The sequence below is a fragment of the Corynebacterium kalidii genome (assembly GCF_022869005.1).
Taxonomy (GTDB): Bacteria; Actinomycetota; Actinomycetes; order Mycobacteriales; family Mycobacteriaceae; genus Corynebacterium; species Corynebacterium kalidii.
In genome coordinates, this window is record NZ_JALIEA010000012.1 from 414,108 (window position 1) to 427,379 (window position 13,272).

Annotated in this window: 10 protein-coding genes; all 10 read left to right on the forward strand. The window is 70.5% G+C overall.

Features of this window, described 5'->3' with window-relative positions; all coding sequences use genetic code 11:
* The first annotated feature begins 409 nt into the window (after positions 1-409).
* The 10 genes from mraZ (at position 410) to murG (ending at position 13,265) form a co-directional block, all read left to right on the forward strand.
* Positions 410-841 carry a division/cell wall cluster transcriptional repressor MraZ gene (gene mraZ / locus MUN33_RS07710; RefSeq protein WP_244804312.1) on the forward strand — a complete coding sequence of 144 codons (432 nt, stop codon included), beginning with the start codon at positions 410-412 and terminating at the stop codon, positions 839-841.
* Positions 842-1,039: 198 nt separating this feature from the next.
* Entirely contained in the window at positions 1,040-2,095 is a 1,056-nt protein-coding gene (gene rsmH, locus MUN33_RS07715; protein WP_244804313.1) for a 16S rRNA (cytosine(1402)-N(4))-methyltransferase RsmH, read from the forward strand.
* Positions 2,092-2,790, forward strand: coding sequence for a cell division protein FtsL (gene ftsL, locus MUN33_RS07720; protein ID WP_244804314.1), 699 nt, complete (start codon positions 2,092-2,094; stop codon positions 2,788-2,790). Before rsmH ends, ftsL begins: the two co-directional genes overlap by 4 nt.
* A gap of 253 nt (positions 2,791-3,043) precedes the next feature.
* Positions 3,044-4,948, forward strand: coding sequence for a peptidoglycan D,D-transpeptidase FtsI family protein (locus tag MUN33_RS07725; RefSeq protein WP_439647840.1), 1,905 nt, complete (start codon positions 3,044-3,046; stop codon positions 4,946-4,948).
* Entirely contained in the window at positions 4,945-6,555 is a 1,611-nt protein-coding gene (locus MUN33_RS07730) for a UDP-N-acetylmuramoyl-L-alanyl-D-glutamate--2,6-diaminopimelate ligase (protein WP_439647841.1), read from the forward strand. The genes MUN33_RS07725 and MUN33_RS07730 overlap by 4 nt, the downstream gene beginning before the upstream one ends.
* Positions 6,552-8,072: a UDP-N-acetylmuramoyl-tripeptide--D-alanyl-D-alanine ligase gene (locus tag MUN33_RS07735; RefSeq protein ID WP_244804316.1), complete on the forward strand. Its 1,521-nt coding sequence runs from the start codon at positions 6,552-6,554 to the stop codon at positions 8,070-8,072. Before MUN33_RS07730 ends, MUN33_RS07735 begins: the two co-directional genes overlap by 4 nt.
* Before the next feature lie 8 nt (positions 8,073-8,080).
* Positions 8,081-9,181 carry a phospho-N-acetylmuramoyl-pentapeptide-transferase gene (gene mraY, locus MUN33_RS07740; RefSeq protein ID WP_244804317.1) on the forward strand — a complete coding sequence of 367 codons (1,101 nt, stop codon included), beginning with the start codon at positions 8,081-8,083 and terminating at the stop codon, positions 9,179-9,181.
* Between the two features lie 44 nt (positions 9,182-9,225).
* Positions 9,226-10,701 (forward strand): UDP-N-acetylmuramoyl-L-alanine--D-glutamate ligase, encoded by a 1,476-nt coding sequence (murD, locus tag MUN33_RS07745; RefSeq protein WP_244804318.1) that lies wholly within the window; start codon positions 9,226-9,228, stop codon positions 10,699-10,701.
* On the forward strand, positions 10,698-12,161 hold the full coding sequence (locus tag MUN33_RS07750) for an FtsW/RodA/SpoVE family cell cycle protein (protein ID WP_244804319.1): 1,464 nt from the start codon (positions 10,698-10,700) through the stop codon (positions 12,159-12,161). The genes murD and MUN33_RS07750 overlap by 4 nt, the downstream gene beginning before the upstream one ends.
* 3 nt (positions 12,162-12,164) lie before the next feature.
* Positions 12,165-13,265, forward strand: coding sequence for an undecaprenyldiphospho-muramoylpentapeptide beta-N-acetylglucosaminyltransferase (murG, locus tag MUN33_RS07755; RefSeq protein WP_244804320.1), 1,101 nt, complete (start codon positions 12,165-12,167; stop codon positions 13,263-13,265).
* Positions 13,266-13,272 lie beyond the last annotated feature (7 nt).

The following is a 13,272-nucleotide window of genomic DNA, read 5'->3' on the forward strand; positions in this document are numbered from 1 at the left end:
GCCCGCCCGCTTTTCTGTGTCCTCCCGGGGTGGTGGGCTGACGTCCTCCGGGGTGCCCCACTTTGCCCCACGCCGTCACCACGGCCGCCTCTCTGTGGCGTATTCCCGTCTGTCCCGTGGGGTGGGCACGTGCATGCTCACTGGAGGATGCGCCTGGCTCCCCACCTTCCCCCACTGTGCGGAAACTCCCATAATCGCAGTTCATCGCGCCCTGTGCCCGGAATCTCGGACGGATCTGCGGTACAGAATGCGGTTTTTGTAGTCTTGTGTGACTCATGGGCTAGTCACCGTGGTTGAAAGTGGGGTACTGTGGGGCGCACTGGGGCAGAATGGTCCCGGGACAACTTCACAGAGAACGCATACGGCAGTGGCGACCCAGATGTCCGGATGACCGGGGAAAGGAGCCGACTTGTTCTTCGGCACCTTCACCCCGAAGCTCGACGACAAGGGTCGGTTGACCCTCCCGGCGAAGTTCCGCGAGCAGTTGGCGGACGGCCTGGTCGTCGTCAACGGTCAGGACCACAGCCTCGCGGTCCACACCCGGGCGGAGTTCCAGGTGCGTGCCGCGAAAGCTGCGGCGGCGTCACGGGCGAATCCGCAGGCACGGGCTTATGTCCGGAACCTGGCGGCGAGCGCGGACGAGCAGGAGCTCGACAAACAGGGGAGGATCACCCTCTCCCCGGGGCACCGGAGCTACGCAGGTCTCGACAAGGAGTGCGTCGTCATCGGCTCGGTCGACTTCATCGAGATCTGGGACGCCGCGGCCTGGGAGGCGTACCTCGCGGAGCACGAGTCCACCTTCGCCGACGGCGACGACGACTCGCTCGCCGGGATCCTCTGACCCCCGCCGTATGCCTCCGCGATGCCGGTGGGACTGTGTGCCGGCCCTCATCTGCGCGGACGACCTTGATTTGATGTACTTCCCCGACATCAAACGGGCCCGTGCAGGTGAGGCCCCGTGTGCAGTCCCGGCGGCGTCGTGATGACCACGTGAAGTGAACAGGACCGGACAACCGCCCCTGATGAAAGGACCACCTCGATGACCGTCGCCGATGACGACAAGAACGCGCACGTCGCTGGCGAGCACGGGCACGTCCCGGTCATGCGCGACCGGATGGTGGAACTCGTCGGGGAGGGCGTGACCTCACCGGATGCGCCGGATACCCCGGTCATCGTCGACGGCACCCTCGGTGCCGGCGGGCACACCGAGGTCTTCCTCGAGCACTTCCCCCGGGCGGTGGTCGTCGGTCTGGACCGCGACCCGGCCGCCCTGGCCCAGGCGCAGGAGCGGCTGGCGCGCTTCGGCGACCGTTTCCTCGCCTACCGCACCAGGTTCGACGGGCTCGGTGACGCGCTGGACACCCTGGTGGACGACGGCCGCCTCCCCGCCTCCGTCCGCGAGCACGGCGTCTCGGGGTACCTCTTCGACCTCGGTGTGTCGTCGATGCAGCTCGACCAGGCGGAGCGCGGGTTCGCCTACGCCCAGGACGCACCCCTGGACATGCGGATGGACCCGGAACTCCCGACGACGGCCGCGGACATCCTCAACAACTACGCGCACGGCGACCTGGCCCGGATCCTCAAGACCTACGGGGACGAACGCTTCGCCGGGAAGATCGCCTCGGCGGTTCTCCGCGAGCGCGAGGTGGAGCCGTTCAGCACGTCCGGACGGCTCGTGGAACTGCTCTATCGCACGATCCCGGCGGCGTCGAGGCGCACCGGCGGACACCCGGCCAAGCGTACGTTCCAGGCGCTGCGTGTCGAGGTCAACGGCGAGCTCGACTCCTTGGCCGCGGTCATACCCGAGGCGACCACACGGCTGCACGTCGGGGGAGTCGCGGTCTTCATGAGCTACCAGTCCCTGGAGGACCGCATCGTCAAGAAGGCCCTCGCCGACCTGACGGTGGATCACACCCCGCCGGGGCTGCCCGTGGCACTGCCCGGGTCCGCACCGGACTTCGAGCTCGTCACCCGGGGTTCGGAGAAGGCCTCCGACGCGGAGATCGAGCAGAACCCCAGGGCGGCACCCGTCCGGGTCCGCGCAGTCCGACGAATCCAGCAGACAGACCGAGACGCACAGCGAGGAACCAGATGAGCACCGCCACCGCAGCCCGTCAGCGCACCCGCCAACGCACCGGCGCTCCCGGATACCACGACCACACGTCGTCCGTCGCCGCGCCCGCCGGCCCGCGCGGGGGACGTCGTCACGCCCACACCAGCCCCGTCCGGCGACGTGGGTCCCGCCAGCAGGTGTCGGTCCGTGGACGTCGGATCGCCGTACCGTCGGCGGCCGAACGTTCGGTGGTCCGGACCTGGGTGGTTCTCCTGCTCCTGTTCGTCGCCGGCGTGGCGTTCGCCATGTACCTGTCGGGCAAGACGACCGAGCAGTCCTACCAGCTGTCCGAGGCCGAGTCGACGAGCACGACGCTGTCGAATGAGCTGGAGTCGCTGCATCGCGACGTCGAGGACGCCTCCTCGACCCAGCGCATCGCCGCCGAGGCGTCCCGCCTGGGCATGGTCGTCCCCGGCCAGTCAGGTGTGCTCGACGTCAACGGCGAGGAGGTCCGGGAGGTGCGCCCCGCCGACCCGGCGGCGTCCCTCCCGGTCACCGACATCAACGGCCGGACCCCGGCACAGCGCCCGACGAGTGACCCCGAGGCCACCGGGCAGGTTCCCGGTCTGGCTCCGCAGGCGCTCGACCCCGGGCGCGACGACGCCCCCGTGGCACCGGGGGCACAGCAGGACCAGCAGGCCCGTGGCGGTGACTCGACCGGCGAACTCCCGTACTGAGGGCGGGCCGACGAGGGTCGGCGAGACACGCCCGGACGTCCAATGCCCCGGGTGTGGTGCCCGTGCTAGGACAATGGACGAGATGAATCGGTCGGGCCCATGCCCGGCCGAGAGGATCATGCGGTGAGCACCGTGGAAGGGAGAGGTCACAGTGGCCGAGGACAGGGACCGAAGGCGCAACGCCGGACGTGAACCTCGACCTCAGCGACCCTCGCGGCCCACGCAACCGGCACCCCGTCCCGGACGGGGCGGGGTGCCCGGGAACTCCTGGCGGACCCTGGATTTCGGAGCCGCCGGTTTCGGCAGGCGCGGTGCCGCCGTCCTCGTGATCGTCCTCGTCGTGGTGCTGGCGCTGCTGCTCCGGTTGACCTGGGTGCAGCTGGTCAAGGGGCCCGAGTTGTCGGCGATGGCCAGTGAGCAGCGCACGGCCGTGATCACCGAGCCCGCCCACAGGGGCAGCATCGTCGACCGGAACGGCCAGCGGCTGAGCTACACCATGGAGGCGCGGTCGCTGTCGGTGCACCCGCACCTGCTGGACACGTACATGCAGGAACGCCACGAGATGAACCCTGACACCGTCGCCGCGCCCGACCAGCGGATCGAGGAGATCGCCGAAGGCCTCCCGGACCTGCTCAACGAGTCCGACAGCCAGACGGACCCGGACGACGCCGACTCCGGTTTGGACTCGTCCTCCGGCGACGGCGTGCGTGCCGACGACATCCGGGACAAGCTGACGTCCGACTCCACCTACGAGGTGCTCGTCCGCGACGTCGACCCGGATGTCGCGGAGAAGGTCTCCGAGGAGTTCCCGGAGATTACCGTGGAACGCCAGGACATCCGCCAGTACCCCAACGGTGCGGTGGCCCAGAACGTCATCGGCAAGATCAGCCGCGACAACGAGGGACAGTTCGGGCTCGAGCTCTCCCAGGACTCCCGGCTCCAGGGCACCAACGGTTCGCGGACGGTGGACGTCGGCGCCAACGGTCTGGCGATCCCCGGCTCCACCCGGGACCGCCATCCGGCCGTCGACGGCGACGCCTACGAGCTGACCCTCGACCTGGAGGCGCAGACCTACATCCAGCAGCTGGTGCAGCAGGCCAAGGACCGTTCCGGCGCCGAGTCCGCGAACGCCGTGGTCCTGGACGCCAAGACCGGTGAGGTGGTCGCGATGGCGACCTCCGACACGATCAATCCGCAGGGCGACATCGACCGGCAGCTCGCCGAGGGCAAGGTCTTCGGCAACCGTGTGGTGCAGGACGCCTACGAGCCCGGTTCGGTGGCGAAGGTGATCACCGCGGCGGCGGCGATCGAGGAGGGCAAGACCACCCCGGACGAGGTGCTGCAGGTCCCGGGCAGCATCGACATGTCGGGGGTCACGGTCAAGGACGCCTGGGACCACGGAGTCGTGCCGTACACCACGACCGGTGTCTTCGGGAAGTCCTCGAACGTGGGCACCCTGATGCTGGCGGACCGGGTCGGCGAGGAGAGTTTCTGGGACTACGTCCAGAAGTTCGGGATCGGCCAGGCCACCGACCTCGGGTTGCCCAGCGAGACCAGCGGTTATGTCCCGGACCTGTCGCAGTGGTCCGGAGGCACGTTCGCCAACCTCCCGATCGGTCAGGGCATGTCGATGAGCCTGCTGCAGATGGCCAGCATCTACCAGGCGCTGGCCAATGACGGCGTCCGGGTGACGCCCAGTATCATCAAGTCGGTGACCGACGCCGCCGGCAACGACGTCCCGCAGGACGAGCCGGAGTCGGTCGAGGTGGTCTCCCCGGAGACGGCCCGCACCGTGGTCGACATGTTCCGTGCGGTCAACCAGTCCGACCCCACCGGTGTGCAGCAGGGGACGGCGCCGACGGCAGGTATCGAGGGGTACCAGACCAGCGGCAAGACCGGTACCGCCCAGCAGATCGACCCGGAGACCCGGGCGTACTCCAACTCGGACTACTGGATCACCTACGCCGGTATCGCGCCGGCGGACGACCCCCGCTTCGTCGTCGCGATCATGCTCGACGACCCGGAGCGGGGGACCGACGGCAGCGGCGGGCAGTCCGCCGCACCGTTGTTCCGGGACATCACGTCCTGGTTGCTCGACCATTACAACGTGCCGCTTTCCCCGGAGGCTGCACCCCGACTGACGCTGGAGGCGCAGTGAGCGTGAATCCCCCCACCCTGTCCGCACTCGCGGAGCTGACCGGAGGACGCCTGGTGGTGACCGGTGGGTCGACGGCCCCCGGCGCCGCAGGCGACCTCCCGGTACCCGACGCCGCCATCGACGCCCGGTCCGTGGCCGCCGGCGGAATGTTCATGGCGGTGCCTGGGACCCGCGCCCACGGGGCCTCGTTCGCCGGTCAGTCGGCCGGCAGCTGTGTGCTCACCGACGAGGACGGCCTCGAGGTGCTCCGCGCCGACGGCGTGGACACCGTCGTCCTCGTGGTCGATGATTGCCGTGCCTGGCTCGGTCCGGTCGCGGCCGAGATCCACGGCCACCCGTCGCGGTCGATGACGGTGATCGGGGTGACCGGCACCAGCGGCAAGACGACGACGTCCTACATGGTTGAGCGGATGCTGCTCGACGGCCACAGCGTGGGCCTCATCGGGACGACCGGCACCAGGATCAACGGCCGCGCCGTCCCGACCTCGCTGACTACCCCGGAGGCACCGACACTGCAGGGGCTCTTCGCCCGCATGCGCGACGAGGGGGTGACCCACGTGGTCATGGAGGTCTCCTCCCACGCCCTGGTGATGGGCCGGGTGCGCGGGGTGGACTTCGACGTCGCCGGGTTCACGAACCTCAGCCAGGACCACCTGGACTTCCACCCCACGATGCAGGACTACTTCGAGGCGAAGTCGCTGCTGTTCACCACCCCGCAGGACCCCGGCCGCGCTCGCCCGACCGCCGTCGTCTGCGTCGACGACGCGTGGGGCAGGGAGCTCGTCGGCATGGTGGATGACGCCGTGACGGTGACGACCACCGGCGTGGAACCGGCGGACTGGTCGGTCGATGCCGTGGAGGTCACCGCCGACGGTCTGCAGCACGTCTCCGTCACCCACGGCCGGGACGCCGACGGTCCGGCGGCGGTCCTCCGCTTCCCGCTGTCGTTGCCGGGGGTCTTCAACGTCGCCAACGCCGTCCTCGCCCTGGCCTGTGTCGGGGCGGCCGGGGACGACGTGGCCACGGCGGCACCGGCGCTGGGCGAGGTCCACGTGCCGGGCCGGATGCAGGCCGTCACGGTGGGGGACGGGGAGTCGCGGTACCCGCGGGAGTTCCTGGCCCTGGTCGACTACGCCCACAAGCCGGGCGCGGTGGCGGCCGCCCTGACCACGCTGTCCGACCAGCTGGAACGGGCAGGGAAAGGCGGACGGGTCGGTGTCGTCCTCGGCGCCGGCGGCAATCGCGACCACGAGAAACGGCCCCTGATGGGCGCCGAGGCGGCGAAGGCCGCGGACCTCGTGGTCGTCACCGACGACAACCCCCGGGACGAGGACCCCGCCACCATCCGTGCGGAGGTCCTCGCCGGGGCGCAGGACATCGCCCGCGTCCGCGGCGTCGACCTCCGGGAGGTCGGTGACAGGGCCGACGCCATCAGGGCCTCGGTCGACTGGGCCCGCCGGGGCGATATCGTCATAGTCGCCGGAAAAGGCCACGAGACCGGGCAGATCGTCGGCGACACCGTGCTCGACTTCGACGACGTGGCCGTACTCGCACAAGCACTCAGGGACCGACAGGACCGACAGGACGGACAGGAACCGACACGATGATTGAGATGACAAGCGGCACCATCGCCGAGGTCACCGGTGGGCACCTCGTTGACGGTGCCACGGCCGACACGGTCGTGACCGGGCCCGTCGAGTTCGACTCGCGACGGATCACCCCGGGCAGCGTCTTCATGGCGCTGCCGGGTGAGCGCGTCGACGGCCACGACTTCGTCCCTGGTGCCCTGCGCGACGGTGCGGCCCTGGCGATGGTGGGCCGGGCCGTGGGACAGCCGTCCCTGCTGTGCACGGCCGTCGACGACGCCTCGGGCCCGGATTCCGGGGCCGCCCAGCGCAACGCCGCCTACCTGGACAACGACCCGGAGGGGATCGGCGAGCGGGTGCTCGCCGCCGTCGGCCGGCTCGCCCGGTACAACACCGACCGTCTGGTCGCCGAGGAAGGCCTGACCGTGGTCGGGGTCACCGGCTCGGCCGGCAAGACCTCCACCAAGGACCTTCTGGGCGCCGTGCTGTCCCGCGCAGGGGCCACGGTGGCGCCCCCGGGCAGCTTCAACAACGAGATCGGCCACCCCTACACGGCACTGAAGGCGGGACGCGACACCCGCTTCCTCGTCGCCGAGATGTCGGCCCGCGGCCAGGGGCACATCGCCCACCTGGCGCGGATCGCACCGCCACGGGTCGGCGTCGTGCTCAACGTCGGTACGGCCCACCTGGGCGAGTTCGGGTCCCGCGAGGCGATCGCACGGGCCAAGGGCGAGCTGGTCGAGGCGCTGCCGACCGCGGAGGACGGTGGCCTGGCGATCCTCAACGCCGACGACGACTTCGTGTCGGCGATGGCCCCCCGCACCCGTGCCCGGATCATCCGGTTCTCGATGACCGCGGAGGGACGTCCCGACGCCGACTACGTCGCCACGGACATCACCCTGGACGAGGTCGCCCGCGCGTCGTTCACCATGCACCATCCCCACGGGGACCCGGTGCCGGTCACCCTCGGCGTCTTCGGCGCCCACCAGGTCTCGAACGCGCTCGCCGCCGCCGCCGTCGGCATGGAGTGCGGGCTCGACGCGGCCACCGTGGCCGACGCCCTGAGCTGCCATGTGGCGGCCAGTGCGAACCGTATGGACGTGCGCACCCGCGCCGACGGCGTCACCGTCATCAACGACACCTACAACGCGAACCCGGACTCGATGCGTGCCGGTATCGACGCCCTCGCGTACACGGCCGCCGGACGCCCCGACGCGTGCGGCTGGGCCGTCCTGGGCCAGATGGCGGAACTGGGCGACGGCGCCCGTGACGAGCACGCCCGGCTCGGTGAGGTGCTCGCCCAACGACGCGTCGGCCACGTCGTCGTCGTGGGCAACGGTGTCAACCAGAACGCCCTGGCGGAGTCCGCGGAGGCCCACGGCGTCGCGGTCCGCCGGGTGGAGAACGCGGACGCCGCGGTCAACTTCCTCGACCTCAACGTCGAGCCCAATGATGTCGTACTGGTCAAGGCGTCCTACGCCGACGGCCTGTGGAGTGTCGCCGAGGGACTGTTCGCCGGCGAAGAAGAGAGCAGGTAGCTGAAAACATGACGCAGATCATCGTCGCCGCCCTCGTGGCGTTCTTTGTCTCGATATTCCTCACCCCCGTCCTGATCCGACGCTTCTCCGCCGAGGGCATCGGCCAGGAGATCCGTGAGGAGGGCCTGAAGTCGCACCTGCGCAAGCGCGGCACCCCGACCATGGGCGGGATCGCGATCCTGGCGGGGATCACCGCCGGCTACGTGGTGGCCGCCCTGGTGGGCCTGGTCACCAACGGGGCGGGCCCCGGGGTGTCGGGCTGGCTCGTCCTCGGACTGACCCTGTCGCTCGGCGCCCTGGGCTTCACCGACGACTACATCAAGGTGGTCAAGGGCCGGAACCTCGGGCTCAACGCCAAGGCGAAGCTCGCCGGGCAGTTGGTCACCGCGTTGGTCTTCGGCTTCCTGGTGCTGCAGTTCCCCAACTCCGACGGGTTGACGCCGGCGTCCACGAAGCTGTCGTTCACCCGCGACATCAACACCCTCGACCTCTCGGTCGGCGGCGCGGTGATCGGCACCGTCCTCTTCCTCGTCTTCATCTACCTGGTGATCTCCGCCTGGTCCAACGCGGTGAACCTCACCGACGGGCTCGACGGGCTGGCGTCCGGCGTGACCGCGATGGTGCTGTCGGCCTACGTGGTCATCACGTTCTGGCAGTTCCGGAACTCCTGTGCCGGCGCGGCCGAGGCGGGGTGCTACGCGGTGCGTGACCCGCTGGACCTGTCCATGCTCGCCGCCGCCGGTCTGGGTGGCTGTGTCGGTTTCCTGTGGTGGAACGCGGCCCCGGCGAAGATCTTCATGGGGGACACCGGGTCCCTCGCGCTGGGTGGTCTCGTCGCCGGCCTGTCGATCGCGTCGCGGACGGAACTGCTGATGATCATCGTCGGCCTGCTGTTCGTCGTGGAGGCGGCCAGCGTGGTCATTCAGGTGGTGTCCTTCAAGTCGACCGGTCGCCGTGTCTTCCGCATGGCCCCCTTCCACCACCACTTCGAGGCCGGTGGGTGGGCGGAGACCACGGTCACCGTCCGGTTCTGGCTGCTGTCGGCCCTGTTCGCGGTGGTCGGCGTCGCGGTGTTCTACTCCGAGTGGCTCAGCAACTCGCCGCTCTGACCCCCCTATCCATCCAAGCCAGTCCACGACAGGAGAGCGATCACATGGTGAACCAGGCCGTCGAAGCGATGCGGGACGGACATGTCCTCGTGGCCGGTGCCGGTGTGGCAGGTGCGGGCGTGGCCCGCATGCTGGGGGCACTGGACTGCACGGTGACGGTCGCCGACGACGACACCGTCGCCGGCGGCGGGCTGGCGGCCGAGACCGGTGCGCGCGCCGTCACCGTCACTGAGGCCGTCGACCTGCTGCACGGCGGGGCCGGCGCCCCGGTCGACCTGGTCGTCACGTCCCCGGGATGGCGGCCGGACGGTCCGGTCCCCACCGCGGCCGCGGCCGCCGGCGTCCCCGTGGTCGGCGATGTCGAGGCGGCGTGGTCGGCGGACCGGGCGGGACTGTTCGGTGCCCCCAGGACGTGGCTCGCGGTCACCGGGACGAACGGTAAGACGACGACGACCGCCATGCTCGACGCGGTCCTGCGCGCCGACGGGCGCCGCTCGCTCGCGGTCGGCAACATCGGGACCCCTCCGGGTGAGGCCCTGCTGGCCGAACCGCGGGTCGACGTGCTGGCCGCGGAGGTGTCGAGTTTCCAGCTCCACTGGTCGCCGCGGTTCGCCCCGGACGGCGGGTGCGTGCTGAACCTCGCCGACGACCACCTCGACTGGCACGGTTCCTTCGACAACTACGCGTCAGACAAGATGCGTGCCTTGACCGGGGCGGTCGCGGTGATCGCCGCGGACGACCCGCGGGTCGTTGCCGGTGCCGACGGTGCAGACGTGGTCCGCGGTGAACGGCGCGCGTTCACCACCGGCGACCCGGCGGCGGACGGGGTCGCGGCCCTGGCCGCCCGGGTCGTCACCGGTGTGCGCGACGGCCGGATCGTCGAACTCGACGGTACGACCGGTGAGCTCACCGACCTCGCCGACGCCGGGGGGATCTCCCCGCCCGGTCCGGCCGGTGTGGCCGACGCCGCCGCGGCGGCGGCACTCGCGCGCAGCGCCGGGGTGTCCGCCGGGGCGGTGGCCGCGGCACTGGCGGACTTCCGGGTCCAGGCCCACCGGGGCCAGGTCGTGGCGGAGTCGGACGGGGTGCGCTGGGTGGACAACTCCAAGGCGACCAACCCGCATGCGGCGTCGGCCGCCCTCCGGGGCCTGGACAACGTCGTCTGGGTCGCCGGCGGACAACTCAAGGGCGCGGCCGTCGACGAGCTCGTCGCGGAGGTCGCGCCCGGGCTCCGTGCGGCGGTACTGTTGGGGGTCGACCGGCACATCCTCGCCGACGCGTTGGCGGCCGCGGCACCGGACCTCCCGGTGACGGTCGTCGACGACACCGACCCGGCCGGTGCGATGGCTGACGTCGTCGCCGCGGCCCGTGCCGTCGCCTCCGCCGGCGACAGCGTCGTGCTCGCCCCCGCGGCGGCGTCCCTGGACATGTTCCGGGGGATGTCGCACCGGGGCGACCTCTTCGCCGAGCTCGCGGGACGACCGGCGGGACGACCGGCGGGAAAGGACGCTGAACGATGACGCTGAAGGAAGGTACCGGACGCCCCGAGTCGCCGTGGCGGGGGCTCGGGGAGAAGTTCCGTCGCGCCCTGGCGACCCCCCAGTTCAACTACAAGGTGATCCTCAGCGTCACCGCGATCCTGGTGCTCGTCGGTCTCACGATGGTGCTGTCGTCGTCGATGGTCAGTTCCATCGACAGCGACACGGGTGTCTTCGGCGAGTTCATGAAGCAGGCTGTCGTCGTGGCCGCCGGTCTGGTGGGCATGTGGTTCTTCCTGAGGATCACGCCGACGACCGTCCGCAACCTGTCGGTGTTCTTCCTGGGTTTCTCGGTGGTCCTGTTGATCCTCGTCCTGATCCCCGGGATCGGCGTCGGCGGTACCGAGGTCGGCTCGAACTCGTGGATCCGCTTCGGCGGTATCGGTATCCAGCCCTCCGAGGTGGCGAAGTTCTCGCTGGCGGTGTGGGGCGCGGCGGTGATCGCGGCCCGTTCGCGGGTGAGCAGTTCGGCACGGTTCGTGCTCAACCCGTTCGTCGTCGTCACCGCGGTGGTCCTGGGGCTGGTGCTCCTGCAGGACGACCTCGGCATGATGCTGTCCCTGGCGGCCGTGGTGGCGTCGATGCTGTTCTTCGCGGGTGTCAGCACCACCGCACTGGTCACCGTGCTCGCCCTCGTCGGTGTCGCCGGGGTGATCTTCAGCCTCCAGCACACCTTCCGCAGTGCCCGTTTCAGTTCCTGGACCGAGACCTTCACCCTGAGTTTCGACGAGGCCACGTCCCGCGGGGCGACCTTCCAGTCGAGGCAGGGCATCCTGTCGTTGTCCGACGGTGGACTCCTGGGGCAGGGGCTGGGCCAGTCGCGTGCGAAGTGGCTGTACCTGCCCGAGGCGGCGAACGACTTCGTCTTCGCCATCATCGGGGAGGAACTGGGTCTGCTGGGTGCCGGACTGGTCGTCGTCCTGTTCGGCGTGTTGGCCTGGTTCGGCATCCGTACCGCCATGGCGCAGAACGACCCGTTCCTGCGTCTCCTCGCCGCGGCCCTCACGATGGGCATCACCGTCCAGGCGTTCTACAACATGGGGTACGTGGTGGGCCTGTTCCCGATGACGGGTGTGCAGCTCCCGTTGATCTCGGCGGGTGGTTCGTCGGCGGTGGTGACACTGGCCTCGCTCGGACTGCTGGCGAACATCGCCCGGCACGAGCCGGCCACGGTGTCGTCGATGCAGCATGAGGGCCGGCCGCTGATCGACCGTCTGCTCTTCCTCCCGGAACCGGAACCCTACAAGCCCGGCCAGGAGCGGCGCGAGCGCGTCCGCGAACAACCCAGGCGGTACGGTGAACCGGTGACCCGGCGCCGTCAGCCGCCACCGGGCGAGCCCGTCCGTAGAACCGGTGCCACCTCGCGGCACCGGGGGGCGAGGGAACCGTTGCCGGAGCCCCGCCACCGCACCAGTCAGCAGCACAACCGCAGGAGGCGTTGAGCCGTGTCCCCTTCATCCCGCCCGATATCCGTCGTCCTCGCGGGCGGCGGGACAGCGGGTCACATCGAGCCCGCCCTCGCCGTCGCGGAGTCCGTCCGGCGCGCGCGCCCGGACGCCCGCGTCACGGCCCTGGGAACCACCCGTGGCCTGGAGACCACCCTGGTCCCCGCCCGTGGTGTCGACCTGGAGCTGATCCCGGCCGTCCCGGTGCCCCGCAAGGTGAACAAGGACCTGTTCACCCTGCCGTTCCGCCTCGTCGGCGCGTTGCGCCGTACCCGTCGCACCCTCAAGGACCTCAGGGCGGACGTGGTCGTCGGCTTCGGCGGGTACGTCTCCGCACCCGCCTACCTGGCGGCGAAGTCACTCGGGGTGCCGATCGTGGTCCACGAGGCGAACGCACGGGCGGGCATGTCCAACAAGCTCGGTGTGCGGCTCGGCGGGCGGGCGCTCGCCGCGACCGCCGACTCCGGTCTCGACGCCGAGGTCGTCGGCATCCCCGTGCGGGAGTCGCTGCTGACGCTCGACCGTGCCGCACTGCGTGACGAGGCACGGGACTTCTTCGGCCTCGACCGCGACCGCCCCGTCCTGCTCGTCACCGGCGGCAGCCAGGGCGCGGCGTCGATCAACACGGCCGTCGCCGGGGCGGCGGGCACGTTGGCTGACGCCGGGATCGGCGTCCTGCACGCCTACGGACGGAAGAACGAGGCACCGGAGGTCCCGTCCGTGGACGGGGCACCAGCCTATGTCGCCGTACCGTACATCGAACGGATGGACCTCGCCCTCGCGGCGGCCGACATGGTCCTGTGCCGTTCCGGGGCGATGACGGTGGCGGAGATCTCGGCCTGCGGACTGCCGGCCGTGTACGTCCCGTTGCCGCACGGCAACGGTGAGCAGGAGCTCAACGCCCGCCCCGTCGTCGCCGACGGCGGCGGGGTCATCGTCCCGGACGCGGAGCTCGACGCCGGACGCGTCGCACGCGAGGTCGTCCCGCTGCTCCGGGACCGGGAACGACTGCAGCTCGCCGGTGACGCGGCGGCCGCGGCCGGGCACCGCGATGCCGCGGAACGCATCGCGCAGATCGTCATCAGCGAAGCAGGGGAGTAACACGTGA